11 protein-coding genes and 2 tRNA genes are annotated in these 12,649 nt (G+C 72.2%); 10 read left to right on the forward strand and 3 right to left on the reverse strand.

Annotated elements, in window-relative coordinates; translation table 11 throughout:
* Entirely contained in the window at window positions 1-1,890 is a 1,890-nt protein-coding gene (locus tag OGL89_RS09040; protein WP_263119666.1) for an alkaline phosphatase, read from the reverse strand.
* Between the two features lie 147 nt (window positions 1,891-2,037).
* Between OGL89_RS09040 and OGL89_RS09045 the strand changes: the two genes are divergently transcribed.
* Window positions 2,038-3,306, forward strand: coding sequence for a threonine/serine exporter family protein (locus OGL89_RS09045; protein WP_263119667.1), 1,269 nt, complete (start codon window positions 2,038-2,040; stop codon window positions 3,304-3,306).
* A 51-nt stretch (window positions 3,307-3,357) separates the two neighbouring features.
* Window positions 3,358-3,446: transfer RNA gene (locus OGL89_RS09050), tRNA-Ser, on the forward strand.
* A gap of 56 nt (window positions 3,447-3,502) precedes the next feature.
* Here the strand turns inward: OGL89_RS09050 and OGL89_RS09055 are convergent.
* The gene (locus OGL89_RS09055) at window positions 3,503-4,348 is read right to left on the reverse strand and encodes a helix-turn-helix transcriptional regulator (protein ID WP_263119668.1); all 846 of its coding nucleotides are present in this window, start codon (window positions 4,346-4,348) and stop codon (window positions 3,503-3,505) included.
* Between the two features lie 102 nt (window positions 4,349-4,450).
* On the opposite strand from OGL89_RS09055, the gene OGL89_RS09060 reads away from it, so the two are divergent.
* From OGL89_RS09060 to OGL89_RS09085, 6 genes are all read left to right on the forward strand, one after another.
* Window positions 4,451-5,209, forward strand: a complete 759-nt coding sequence (locus tag OGL89_RS09060; protein WP_263119669.1) for an SDR family oxidoreductase — start codon at window positions 4,451-4,453, stop codon at window positions 5,207-5,209.
* A gap of 20 nt (window positions 5,210-5,229) precedes the next feature.
* Window positions 5,230-6,135, forward strand: coding sequence for a hypothetical protein (locus tag OGL89_RS09065; protein ID WP_263119670.1), 906 nt, complete (start codon window positions 5,230-5,232; stop codon window positions 6,133-6,135).
* A 73-nt stretch (window positions 6,136-6,208) separates the two neighbouring features.
* On the forward strand, window positions 6,209-6,619 hold the full coding sequence (locus OGL89_RS09070; protein WP_263119671.1) for a hypothetical protein: 411 nt from the start codon (window positions 6,209-6,211) through the stop codon (window positions 6,617-6,619).
* A 299-nt stretch (window positions 6,620-6,918) separates the two neighbouring features.
* Window positions 6,919-7,329, forward strand: a complete 411-nt coding sequence (locus OGL89_RS09075) for a hypothetical protein (protein ID WP_263119672.1) — start codon at window positions 6,919-6,921, stop codon at window positions 7,327-7,329.
* Window positions 7,330-7,412: 83 nt separating this feature from the next.
* Window positions 7,413-7,485 (forward strand) — tRNA-Arg (locus tag OGL89_RS09080).
* Window positions 7,486-7,760: 275 nt separating this feature from the next.
* Window positions 7,761-9,923 carry a hypothetical protein gene (locus OGL89_RS09085; RefSeq protein ID WP_263119673.1) on the forward strand — a complete coding sequence of 721 codons (2,163 nt, stop codon included), beginning with the start codon at window positions 7,761-7,763 and terminating at the stop codon, window positions 9,921-9,923.
* Between the two features lie 21 nt (window positions 9,924-9,944).
* Here OGL89_RS09085 and OGL89_RS09090 read toward each other — a convergent pair whose 3' ends face one another.
* Window positions 9,945-10,454: a MarR family transcriptional regulator gene (locus OGL89_RS09090; RefSeq protein WP_263119674.1), complete on the reverse strand. Its 510-nt coding sequence runs from the start codon at window positions 10,452-10,454 to the stop codon at window positions 9,945-9,947.
* Window positions 10,455-10,546: 92 nt separating this feature from the next.
* On the opposite strand from OGL89_RS09090, the gene OGL89_RS09095 reads away from it, so the two are divergent.
* Both OGL89_RS09095 and OGL89_RS09100 read left to right on the forward strand, forming a co-directional pair.
* Window positions 10,547-11,479, forward strand: coding sequence for an NADP-dependent oxidoreductase (locus OGL89_RS09095; protein ID WP_263119675.1), 933 nt, complete (start codon window positions 10,547-10,549; stop codon window positions 11,477-11,479).
* 76 nt (window positions 11,480-11,555) lie between these two features.
* Window positions 11,556-12,623, forward strand: a complete 1,068-nt coding sequence (locus OGL89_RS09100) for a YihY/virulence factor BrkB family protein (protein WP_263119676.1) — start codon at window positions 11,556-11,558, stop codon at window positions 12,621-12,623.
* The last annotated feature ends 26 nt before the right edge of the window (window positions 12,624-12,649 follow it).

The following is a 12,649-nucleotide window of genomic DNA, read 5'->3' on the forward strand; positions in this document are numbered from 1 at the left end:
TCAGTCGACCGGGAAGAGCGACACCGTCAGGTGGCCGGCGTACTCGCCGGCGCGGGTGTCGACCGGGACCTCCAGGGAGAGGTCGGCGGTCAGGTCGGTGGTGCCGAGGCGACCGTCGGAGGTCGCGGTCGCCAGGGTGGCGGGGGAGCCGAGGCCCTCGCCGCCACCGAGCGCGGCCTGCACCGCGGAGCCCGGGGTGACACCCGGCTTGGTGGTGAGCAGGCCCGGGGTCCAGCCCAGGTGACGGGCGCGCAGGATCTGCGACCCGGTCGACAGGTCCGCGGCCTGACCGGAGACGGTCCAGCCGCCCGTACCGGCCTGGGCGTTGGACCGGGAGTCGGTGACCGAGACGGTCGGCAGGGTGCCGGTGAACCGCAGCCGGTCGCCCAGGTTCGCGCCACCGCCCAGGGCCACGCCCTCGCCGAAGTCCGCGACCGACAGGGTGAGCGAGCCCTCGACCTCGCCGGCCTGCGGGACGGTGGCGGTCAGCGGGATCTCACCGGCCTCCGGGGCGTCCTCGCGACCCCAGGCGTCGAACAGCACGTTGGCGATGTCGGTGTTGTCCAGGTAGGACCCGCGCACCGGGTCGGTGCCGGTGGCCGCGGCGGTGTAGGCCTCGGCGCCGGCGCCCTTCGCGAACAGCGGGACCAGCTGGTTGGTGTGGTTGCCGGAGAACCAGCCTTCGGTGGGCAGCTGGCCCTGGGCGCCGGTGATCGGGGTCCAGGTCGGGTCGGACTCGGACCCGTCCAGGTAGCCGGTCTCGTGGTCGGCGGTGACGATCACGAGCGTCTCGTCCCAGGAGGACTCGGTCTCGACCCAGTCGACGACGGACTCGACCGCCCGGTTGAAGTCGACGGTCTCCTCGACGTTCCGGGTGGTCTGGTTGGCGTGACCGGTCCAGTCGATCGCGCCGCCCTCGACCATGAGGAACAGGCCCTCGTCGTTCTGCTCCAGCACGTTCAGCGCGCCCTGGGTCAGGGTGGTGAGGTCCGGCACGTCGTTCGGAGCGACCTCGAACGGCAGCGCGCCCTCGACGTCGCCGGAGCGGGCCTGCTGCAGGGTGGAGCCGACCTGGACCAGGCCGAAGACCTGCTCCGGGACGTCCTCGCCGGCGGCCAGCGCCTGGAAGTCGGCGGTGTCCTCGACCAGGGCGAACGGGGTCTGCCCGTCCTGCAGCTTCTGGAACGACCCCTCCGACAGGTAGTCGTAGCGCGGGGTGGCCAGCGGCTGGTGGTCGTCGTCGTACAGCGGGTGACCGGCGCCGATGATGACGTCCAGCGGGCCGGAGATCATCTCGTCCGAGATCCCGTGCAGGTCGTTGCGGCTGGCGTTGTGCGCGCCGAAGCCGGCCGGGGTGGCGTGCGAGAACTGTACCGAGGTGACCACGCCGGTGGACTTGCCGAGCTCGGCGGCGCGCTCGGCGACGTTCTTCACGCTGGTGCCCGCGGGGTCGATCCCCAGCACACCGTTGTCGGTCTTCACGCCGGTGGCCATCGCCGTGGAGGCGGCGGCGGAGTCGGTGGCGCCGGTGGCGATCCACTCGAAGTCGCCCCAGGCGGCCTGGGGGTCGTAGCCCGCGCGGCCGGAGGCGGAGTAGGTCGACATGCCGACCTGCACCGGGAAGTCCTGGAACACCTGCGAGGCGGTGCTCGGCAGGTGGCGGATCGTGCCGGACGCCGGATCGACCGCGACCTGGGCGTAGGTGCTGCCGTACTGGTAGAGGCTGGCGGCGTCCATGTGGTTGTAGCCCATGCCGTCGCCGATCAGGACGATGACGTTCTTCGGGCCGTCGGCGGGGGTCTCGTCCGCGAAGGACGGGGCGGCGGAGGTCATGGCGATGGCGAGCGTGCTGATCCCGGTCGTGACGAACCAGGGCGTACGTCGAGTCATGGCTTCTTCCCGGTCGAAGGGGGCGGGCGGTTCACCCGCTCGCGCTCACCCCATCGGGTTGCTGTGACCGGGCAGTGAACTGCCCAGGAAATCGGATCAAACGTTCAATTCGGGCAGGTCCCGGATCGGGTCCGCCATCATGGTGCGGTGCCGACCCAGCCCACCGATGACGAGTTCGAGCTGATCCGTCAGTCCGGCGTCGCCCTGCGCGTCGGACGACTCAGCCTGTCCGCCGGGACCGGGTCCTACCGGGTGAAGTCGTCGATGGCCCGGGTGGCGCGTGCGCTCGGCATCGACCGGCACCACGCGCACGTCACCCTGACCGAGATCACCACCACCTCGCACCGGGGCCACTCGTTCCGGACCGAGGTCACCGAGGTGCGCAGCGTCGGCATCAACGCGGACCGGCTGTCCGAGCTGGAGCGACTGGCCGGATCGCTGGCGCAGTCCGGCCGCCGGGTCACCGTGGACGAGGTCTCCGCCGAGCTGGACCGGATCGAGGGCAAGCCGCTGCTCTACCGCCCGGCGGTCAACGCGCTGTGGGCCGCGATCGCCTGCGCCGCGTTCGCCTTCCTGAACAACGGCGGGCCGGTGGAGATGGGGGCGGTGTTCGTCGGCGCCTGGCTGGGACAGCTGACCCGGCGCCTGCTGCTGCACCGCGGGCTGAACCAGTTCGGCATCACGATGGTCGCCGCGGCCCTCGCCTGCCTGGCCTACCTCGGGGTGGTCTCCGTGGTGCACGAGCTCGGCGCGACCGAGGCCCGGCACGCGACCGGGTACATCTCCGCGGTGCTGTTCCTGATCCCCGGCTTCCCCCTGGTCACCGGCGGACTGGACCTGGCCAAGCTCGACTTCTCCGCCGGGGTGGCCCGCCTGTCCTACGCCCTGGTGGTGCTGACCTCGGCGGCGCTCGCGGTGTGGGGCGTGTCCATGGTGGCCGGGCTGTCGCCGGACCCCGCCGTGCCGCCCGCCTTCGACCCGGTGCTGCTGACCGTGCTCCGGCTGGCGGCGAGCTTCCTCGGCGTGCTCGGCTTCGCGCTGATGTTCAACAGCCCCGGGCGGATGGCGGTGGCCGCCGCCGGGGTCGGGATGATCGCCAACACGGTGCGCCTGCTGCTGGTCGACGCGGACATGCCGGCCCAGGCGGCGGCCGCCGTCGCCGCCCTGCTGGTCGGTGTGCTGGCCGCGATCGTGGCGCCCCGGATGGGCATCCCCCGGATCACGGTGTCGGTGCCCGCCGTGGTGATCATGGTCCCCGGCGCCGCGGCCTACCGGGCGATCTTCCAGCTGTCGAACGGCGACACCACTCAGGCGCTGGCCTACGGCGTGCAGGCCGGGCTGGTGGTGATCTCGCTGTGCATCGGGCTCGCGGTGGCCCGGATGATCAGCGACCGGGAGTGGGCGTTCGAGCGCTGATCGGCAGCACTTTGCCGGTGGGCGGGGGTGCCAGGTACGCTGGGCCGTCTTGGAGACGTCGCATAGCCAGGTCTAGTGCGCGACCCTGCTAAGGTCGTGAAGGGGCAACCCTTCCGTGGGTTCAAATCCCACCGTCTCCGCTCTGAACACCCCGTCCCGGGATCCTGGGGCGGGGTGATTCCGTGTCAGGGCATGGTCAGCGGTCCGCCAGCTCCTGCGTGCCCAGCACCGCGAGCAGCTGCAGCTTCCCCTCCGCCGCACTGCGCGGCGGCGCGGTCAGCACCACCAGGGCCTGCGACCCGTCCTCGGTGAACAACGCCTGGCAGTCGACCTCGATCGCCCCGAGCTCGGCGTGGTTCAGCACCTTGTGGTCCTCGAACCGGCGACCCACCTCGTGCTCCGCCCACAGTCCGGCGAACTCCTCGCTGCGGATCGACAGCTCGCGGACCAGCTCACCGGCGGGGGAGTGCGCGCCGTCGGCACCGTGCGCGGCCCGCAGCGAGGCGACCAGCGCACGGCCCTGCCGGTCCTGGTCGTCGGCCGGGTAGCGCCAGCGCTCCTGTTCCGGATGCACGAACCAGCGATAGGTGGCGCTCTGCTCCCATCCGGTCAGGTGGTCCACGTCGCCGAACAGCGCCCGGGCCGGGCCGTTCTGCACCAGGTGCCGCCCCAGCCCGTCGACGATGAACGCCGGGGTGTCCGCCAGCCGGTCCAACACTCGCAGCAGCGCCGGGGCCACGTAATCGGTGCTGATCGCCCGGTCCGGGGCGCTGTGCCCGGCGACCCGGAACAGGTAGTCGCGCTCCTCCGCGGTCAGCCGCAGCGCGCGAGCGATCGAGGCCAGCATGACCGTGCTCGGCTGTGGGCCGCGGCGTTGCTCCAGCCGGGTGTAGTAGTCGGTGGACATCACCGCGAGCTGGGCGACCTCCTCGCGGCGCAGCCCGGGCGTGCGGCGGCGGGCACCCGGGCTCAGCCCCACGTCGCCGGGGCGGAGCGTCTCCCGGTGCCGGAGCAGGAAATCGGCCAGTGCGTCGCGGTCCACCCCCGCAGTATCGGCAGTCGACCGCGCGCTCAGCCAGGGATCGCCGATCCCCCGACAACCGCTCTCTGGTGGGCCCCGCGATCGAGGCGCAGGGTGGTGGGCATGCAGATCACCGGAAACACCATCTTCATCCCCGGCGCGACCAGCGGCATCGGCCTCGCGTTCGCCGTCGCCCTGCACGAACGGGGCAACACCGTCATCGTCGGCGGTCGCCGCACCGAGCTGCTGGACCGGATCGTGGCCGAGCACCCCGGTGTGCACGCGGTCGCGGTCGACACCGCCGACCCGGCGTCCATCGAGCAGGCCGCTGCCCGGGTGATCGCCGAGCACCCCGACCTCAACGTGCTGATCCCGATGGCCGGGATCATGCGGGCCGAGGACTGGACCCGTCCGTCCGGCTTCCTCGACACCGCCGAGCAGACCGTCACCACCAACGTGCTCGGCCCGATCCGGCTGATCGGGGCGTTCATCGAGCACCTGCTGACCCGCCCGGACGCCACCATCGTCACGGTGTCCTCCGGTCTGGCGTTCACCCCGCTGCGCGTCACGCCGACCTACAACGCCACCAAGGCCGCGATCCACATGCTCAGCGAGTCGATCCGGCTGCAGCTGGCCGACACCTCGGTGCGGGTGCTGGAGCTGGAGCCGCCGTCGGTCGCGACCGACCTGATGCCCGGTCACCAGGACGACCCGAACGCCCAGCCGCTGGACGAGTTCATCGCCGAGGTGATGGCCCTGATCGAGGCGGACCCGGACGCGCGGGAGATCCAGGTCGAGCGGGTCAAGTTCCTGCGGTACGCCGAGGTGCGGGGCGAGTACGACCAGGTGGTGGCGACGCTGAACGCCCGCGACCCGCACTGACCGGGCCGTACCCTGGCGCCGTGACGACGACGTCCGAGTTCGACCGCTTCGGTCCCTGGATCGACCGGGTCACGTCCGCCGAGGACGTGCCCCGGTTGTTCCGCGCCTATCCGCTCGACCCGGGTGCCGCCCGCCTGGTGCTCAAGGTCCCGCGGGACATCCCGCGCCGGGACGCCACCCCCGACATGGATCTCTACGACCACCTGCTGGTGCTGGACGACCGCCGGCTCCTGGTGCTGTCCCGTGAGGAGCCGGCGGGATTCACCGCCCGGGAGCTGCCGCTGGACCGGATCGCGTCGGTCCGGGACGCCGTGAACCTGCTGGACGGCAGCCTGACCGTCACCACCCGGGACGCCGTCGCCGTGACCCTCCGGTACAACGGCTCCGGCCGGGAGCGGGTGGAGCGCCTGATCGACGCCCTGCCGGCCGGGGTGGCCGGTGCGGGACCCAGCAGAGCGGGTGCGGCACTCGTCGCCGCCGGACGGGCAGGGGCGGACCCGCGGAGCCTCGACCTCGGGCGGGAGGACCAGGGGCTGCTCGGCGACGTCCGGGACCTGGCCCGGCACCGCACCGCGTTCCGGCCCTGGGTCGGACACTCCCGTCGCCGGGTCCGCGGCGGTCTGTCGCCCCTCACCCTGCATGCCGCCGTGCTGGCCGAGGACGAGGGCGTGCTGGAGGTGATCGGCCGGCACACCTGGCTGATCGGCGGGCGGCAGCCGGTGCACTCCTCGGGGCGGCTGATCGTGCCCTTCGAGGCGATCGACGCGATCCGGGTGGACGCGCACCCGCGGTTCGCCGGGGTGGTGGTCGCGGGCCTGCGGGCTGGGGCGGCGGAGGTCGAGCTGGTGGTGCCGGAAGGCTCCGGCGCGCACCGGGTGCTGGACACCGCGGCACGGGCGGGGGCGGTCAGCCCGTACGGTCGTTGACTGCCGCACGGGCGGCTGGCAGGTGGGGTGGACGACCGATTCAGGGGGAATCATCCACACGATCCTGCGCACCGTGCTGTCCGTCGTCGTCGCCGCGCTGTTCCTGGTGCTGATCGGCTACCTCACCATCCGCGCCTCGATGAGCCGGGGCGGCCTGGCCCTCGACCTGGGCAACGCGCCCTCCCACGTCCAGGACCCGGCGGTCCCGTGGCTGGCCTACCTGCTGATCGCGCTGGTGGCCGGCGCCGTGGTGGCGCTCGCCGATCGCCGGGTGCTGCAGCCCGCCGTCGTCGCGGGCACGGTCCTGGTCGTGGTGCTGCTGGCCACCGGCCCGTCCGGGCAGCTCGATCCCTTCGCCGACGACCAGAGCTCCCCGGTGCGCTGGGCCGTCCGCGGGGCCGACTCACCCGCCGTGCACGTCACGGCCGTCGTCCTGGCCTGGTGGGCGTTCGCCCGCCGTGGACGGCCGGTGGAGGCCGCTTGACCTCGGCGCTTCCCGGGACCGCTCTGGTGCGGCGGGGTGAGGCGTATCCGCCGTCCGGTGCAGCCGGTCGCCCGTCACGTACTCCTGAAGGACGACCCCAGAACGATCCTCCAGGCTGATCCGTCCGCTCCCCGATCCCGGAAGACTCGATCCCGTCGACGCCACCCGGGCGTCACCGGAGGAATCGGAGCGCAACATGGTGAAGCTCGTGACCGCCGTCGCGGTGACCGGACTGGTCGTCGTCGTGGCCCGCACGCTCTGGCGTGACCGCCAGGCTGCCGCCTGATCGGACCGATCTGATGTCCGCTGCTGCCGTCGTCGTCCCGCTGCTGCCCGCCACCGAGCGGGCCACCGTCCGCCACCCGCGCCGTGCGATCGAGATCGCCGCCGGCCCTCGTGCCGCCGCGTCCGGACGCCAGTGGGTCGACCGTTGTCTGGCGTTGGAGGGCGTCCCGGCACAGCAGCGACCCCGGATCCGACTGGTGGCGACCGAGCTGATCCGCGAGGCCGTCACCTGTACCCACACCGACGAGCGTCTGCTGCTGGAGCTCGACCTGCGCGCGGAGGGCGCGCTGGTCGGGGTCCGTGATCCGAGTCGGATGCGGCAGGTCAGCCACCGCACCGAGCTCGCCGCACGACTGGGCGGCGAGTGGGGCATCGAGTGGCCGCCGACCGGCGGTCGGCGGGTCTGGTGCCGGGTGGGCAGGTAGTCGTTGTGACCCGCGCGACGTGACATCGAGTTTGGGTTGGAGGGCCTGAACCTGTAGTCTCATCCGCGGCCCTCCGGGGTGGCGCGCCTGTAGCTCAATGGATAGAGCATCTGACTACGGATCAGAAGGTTGGGGGTTCGAGTCCCTCCAGGCGCACAGAGCAGGACCAGTACAGCAACCCCCGTCCGGGCCTCCGGGCGGGGGTTGTCTGCGTTCGTGGCGCCGGGTGATCGGCCCGTGTCGCCCCCGCCGGGGACCGCCGCCGTGATGGCATGATGCGCATCAGTTCGCGTCATAGCCGCTGCCGCAACCTCGACCTGTCGGCTCCCGATCCCGGGTGGTGCCCTGAAGTGCTGTCTGCTGTCCTCCGCGCGTACGCGAACTTCCCCGTCAGTTCCAGGCGCCGGGTGGCGGCCGCGACCGCGACGTCGATGGTCCTCGCCTTGCTGGGCGGTCTGGGCGGACCCGCTGCCTACGCGGACGACGACGGGTCGCTCGCACCGGCGTCGGGCAGTGCGTTCGACGCCCAGGCCGTCGAACTGCTCGAGCTCGACGGCGTCCAGGCCGTGACGGCGGACGACACGGGCACTGTGGTGCTCGCGGTCACCGGGCCGGTCGAGGAGCTGGCGGAACCGGCGGAGGAGTTCGTCGCGGAGCACGACAACGTCGAGGTCCGAGTGCTGGACGCCCCGTTCGATGCGCTGGCGTCGACGAACCTGGTCGGCGGCGCGGGGTATGTGGCGCTGGCCGGTGACGGGACGGGGTTCCTGTGCTCGGTCGGGTTCAACGGGTTCTCGCCCGCGGGGCGCCCCGCGGTCATCTCGGCGGGGCACTGCACCGACGGTGGGTCGCTGAGCCAGACGATGCTGACGGTTCCGGCCGGTGACACGGCGGGCGGTGGCAGCAACGCGCAGGTGCAGGCGCCGCTGGGGACCTTCGGGTTCTCGCAGTTCGGCGGGGTGGGCAACAGCTACGGCACCACGGACCGGTATTCGACGGACGTGTCGGTCATCGACGTCACGAACACCGACCTGGTGCTGCCGCCGGTCGTGACGAACTGGCGCACGCCGTCGGATCTCTCGGCGTCGAGTCGCCCGGTGAACGGGGTGGGCACGGCCCTGGTCGGAGCTCAGGTGGTCAAGTCGGGCCGGACGACCGGGCTGACCGAGGGCATTGTCGCCTCGTTCGGGTGGGCCAATGTGGACGGTCATCTGGTGTATGGGTTCCAGACCAATGCCCGGGCCATCCAGGGCGACTCCGGCGGTGCGGTGCTGCAGGGCGGCACAGCGGTCGGCCTGGTGTCGGGCGGCACCACCTCCGGTGGGCAACCGATCATGTGGGCGGCGGACCTGCAGACCGCACTGGCCCGCACCGGTGGGTACACCGTGGCGGTGAACGTGCCGGAGCCGGTGGTGACGAGTCCGGCCGCGAACGCCACCGTGGCGTCGGGGTCACTGGTGACCGGTACCGCCCCGGCGGGGACCGCGCTGGTGGTGCGATCGTCCGCCGGTGAGTCGTTCGAGGTCGCCGTGACGTCGGCCGGGACCTGGTCGTTCCCGGTGGGGACCAGGACGGGGACGGTGCGCTACACCCTGACCGCGCGCTCGGGGTACTCGACCTCGAACGCGGTGACGATCTCCTACACCGTCGTGCCGCCGAACGCGTTGCCGATCGGGAGCATCGATTCGCTGTCGGCGACAGGGACGAAGCTGACCGTGACGGGCTGGGCGCTGGACCCGGACACGACCGCGTCGATCCAGGTGCATGTGTATGTCGACGGCAAACTCGCGAGCGCGGTGACGGCGAACGGGTCGCGGCCGGATGTGGACCGGGCGTACGGCAAGGGCGCCGCGCACGGGTACAGCTGGTCGTCGACGGTGGCCTACGGCTCGCACACCGTGTGCGTCTACGGGATCGATTCCGCGGGCGGCCCGAACCCCTCGTTGGGTTGCCGGACGGTGTCCGTGACGAATGCGTTGCCGATCGGGGCTGTTGATGGTGTGTCGGTGTCGGGGACGAGGCTGTCGGTGTCGGGGTGGGCGTTGGACCCGGACACGACCGCGTCGATCCAGGTGCACGTCTACGTGGACGGCAAGGCCGTGACCGCCCTGAGCGCGAGCGGGTCGCGGCCGGATGTGGATCGGGTGTACGGCAAGGGTGCCGCCCACGGGTACAGCTGGTCGTCGACGCTGGCGGTCGGCGATCACACGGTGTGCGTGTACGCGATCGACTCGGCCGGCGGGCCGAACCCGTCGCTGGGGTGCCGGAGAGTGGTGGTGACGAATGCGTTGCCGATCGGGAGCGTCGACGCGGCGTCGGTGTCGGGGACGAGGCTCACCGTGTCCGGCTGGGCGCTGGACCCGGACACCCGGGACCCGATCGCGGTGCACGTCTACGTGGACGGAAAGGCCGTGACCGCCCTGACCGCGAGCGGGTCGCGGCCGGATGTGGATCGGGTGTACGGCAAGGGTGCCGCGCACGGGTACTCCGGGACCGCGACGGTGTCCGCCGGTCGTCATCAGGTGTGCGTCTACGCGATCGACTCGGCGGGGGGAGTCAACCCTCTGCTCGGCTGCCGGAGCGCGGTGGGCTGAGCGGCCCCGGCGGGACGGCTCTCAGGAGTTCCGCGCACCACCCCGCCGCCGCGCCCGCGCCGACCGCGGCGGCGCCTCCCGCAGATGGTCCCGCGCAAGACCCAGCACCCGGGCCAGCTGGTCGACGTCCCCGTCCGACAGCCCCGCGAACAACAGCTCCCGCACGGCCGCGACGTGTCCCGGGAACACCGCCGCCAGCACGTCACGCCCCGCGTCGGTGAGGCTGACCACGACGCTGCGCTCGTCCTCCGGTGAGGGTGCCCGGGTGACCAGTCCGCGGTCCTCGAGCACCTGCGCCTGATAGGTCAGCCCGCTGCGGCTGTAGACCACGCCGTCCGCCAGGTCGGTCATCCGCTGCTGCCCGCCGGGGGCGTCGCCGAGCCGGGCGAGCAGCTGGAACTGCACGTAGCTGAGCCCGCCGACGTCGCGGAGCTGCTTCTCGACCGCGTGGCGCAGCAGGCTGCTGACCTCGGTGAGGGCGAAGTACGCCTCGAGCTGGGTCGATGTGAGCCGCGGGTGTGCCTCGTCCATGTCCTCAGACTACCCCCTTGCTTCGAATTCGTAGCGGTGCTAGCTTCTCGGTATTCGCTTCGAATCCGAAGCAACTAGTGAGGAGCAGAACGATGCGAGCAGTCAGGTTCCAGAAGTTCGGCGGTCCCGAGGTGCTGGAGATCGTCGAGGTCGAGCGGCCCGAGCCGGATGCCGGGCAGGTGCGGCTGCGGGTGGCCGCGTCGGCGTTCAGCGCGGCGGACGACGGGATGCGGGCCGGCTTCCTGCCGATCCCGGTCCAGCTCCCGCACGTGCCGGGCTACGACGTGTCGGGGGTGGTCGACGCGGTGGGCGACGGCGTCGAGGGGCTGCCGGTCGGGACCGCGGTGATCGGGTTCCTGCCGATGGAGGCGGACGGCGGCGCCGCGGAGTACGTGATCGCCCCGGCGGACGCGGTCGTCCCGGCCCCCACGACGATCCCGCTGGCCGACGCGGCCGCGCTGCCGTCGGTGGCGCTGACCGCGTGGCAGGCGCTGGTGGACGACGGCGGGCTGCGGTCCGGTCAGCGGGTGCTGATCGTCGGCGCGGGCGGGGTGGTCGGGAAGTACGCGATCGCCCTGGCCAAGCGTGCCGGGGCGCAGGTGATCGCGACCGCGAGCCCGCGGAGCGCGGATGCGGTCCGGGCGGCCGGTGCCGACCGGATCATCGACCGCACCACGACCGAGGTGCTGGACGCGGTCGACGAGCAGGTCGACGTGCTGCTCAACCTCGCGCCGATCGACCCCGCGGAGTTCGCCGGGCTGGTGACGCTGGTGCGGGACGGCGGAGCGGTGGTCAGCACCACGGCCTGGATGACGACGCCGGACGACGCCGAGCGGGGAGTGCGGGCGGCGACGGTGTTCGTGCTGCCGAACCGGGAGCGGCTGGCGGAGCTGGTGTCGCTGGTGGACCAGGGCGCGCTGCGGGTCGAGGTGACCCGGCGGATCACGCTGGACGAGCTGCCGGCGCTGCACGCGGAGGCCGCGGCGGGACGGATCCCGGGGAAGGTCGTGGTGCTGCCGGCATGACGCGGGCTCGTGTGGCGCTGCCGTCGGGTCCGGGCGACCCTGGCGGCAGCCCACTCCGCACGGCAGAGGAGTCCCTGTGACCGACGACGACGAGACCAGCACCGCCCGGGCCGACGCCCCGGAACCGGATGACCCGCGCAAGCCGGATTCCCCCGGCGACCTGACCAAGCGCTCCTGGGGCTACGTGCTGCGCACCACGGTGCGGGAGTTCGGCCACGACCAGTGCACGGACCTCGCCGCCGCGCTGACGTACTACGCGGTGCTGGCGATCGCGCCGGGCCTGCTGGCGGTGGTGTCGATCCTCGGACTGGTGGGGGACGGGCAGCAGCTGGTCGAGGACCTGGTGTCGACGGCGGCCGGGATCGTGGGGCAGGACACCGCGCAGGACACCCTGAAGCCGATCCTGGACAACATCTCCAACTCGCCCGGCGCCGGGCTGACCTTCGTCGTCTCGCTGGTGGTCGCGCTGTGGTCCGCCTCCGGTTACGTGACCGCGTTCAGCCGCGGGATCAACCGGGTGTACGAGATCGACGAGGGACGGCCGATCTGGAAGCTGCGCCCGGTGCTCCTGGTGGTGACCCTGGTGCTGGTGCTGTTCGCGGTGGTGATCGTGGTCGCCGTGGTGCTGTCGGGGGACATCGCCGAGCAGGTGGGTGAGGCGATCGGGCTCAGCGCGGTCGCGGTGACGGTCTGGGACATCGCCAAGTGGCCGGTGGTGCTGGCGCTGGTGGTGCTGGCCGTCGCGATCCTCTACTACTTCACCCCGAACGTGCGGCAGCCGAAGTTCCGCTGGATGAGCGTCGGCGCCCTGCTCGCCGTGGTGGTGTGGATCGTGGCCTCGGTCGGCTTCGGGCTCTACGTCGCGAACTTCGGGTCGTACGGCAGCACCTACGGGTCGCTGGCGGGCGTGATCATCCTGCTGCTGTGGCTGTGGATCACGAATCTCGCTCTGCTGTTCGGCGCGGAGCTGGACGCGGAGGTCGAGCGCGGGCGCGAGCTGCAGGGCGGGATCGAGGCCGAGCGCACGATCCAGCTCCCGCCCCGGGACACCCGGGCCAGTGACAAGAAGCAGGCCAAGCGCGAGGAGGACGTGCGTCGCGGCCGCCGGTTGCGGGAGTCGCGGCGGGACCGGCCGCGGCACTAGGGCGTCGGCTGGGGGGTTCCGCCACA

The organism is Cellulomonas sp. RIT-PI-Y, from assembly GCF_025642745.1.
In the GTDB taxonomy this organism is placed as follows: Bacteria; Actinomycetota; Actinomycetes; order Actinomycetales; family Cellulomonadaceae; genus Cellulomonas.

Excerpts from the sequence above, each read along its gene's own strand:
- OGL89_RS09090 (WP_263119674.1), bottom strand. The coding sequence starts at position 10,454 with ATGGACGAGGCACACCCGCGGCTCACATCGACCCAGCTCGAGGCGTAC.
- OGL89_RS09085 (WP_263119673.1), top strand. The coding sequence starts at position 7,761 with ATGGTCCTCGCCTTGCTGGGCGGTCTGGGCGGACCCGCTGCCTACGCG.
- OGL89_RS09075 (WP_263119672.1), top strand. The coding sequence starts at position 6,919 with ATGTCCGCTGCTGCCGTCGTCGTCCCGCTGCTGCCCGCCACCGAGCGG.
- OGL89_RS09060 (WP_263119669.1), top strand. The coding sequence starts at position 4,451 with ATGCAGATCACCGGAAACACCATCTTCATCCCCGGCGCGACCAGCGGC.
- OGL89_RS09095 (WP_263119675.1), top strand. The coding sequence starts at position 10,547 with ATGCGAGCAGTCAGGTTCCAGAAGTTCGGCGGTCCCGAGGTGCTGGAG.
- OGL89_RS09040 (WP_263119666.1), bottom strand. The coding sequence starts at position 1,890 with ATGACTCGACGTACGCCCTGGTTCGTCACGACCGGGATCAGCACGCTC.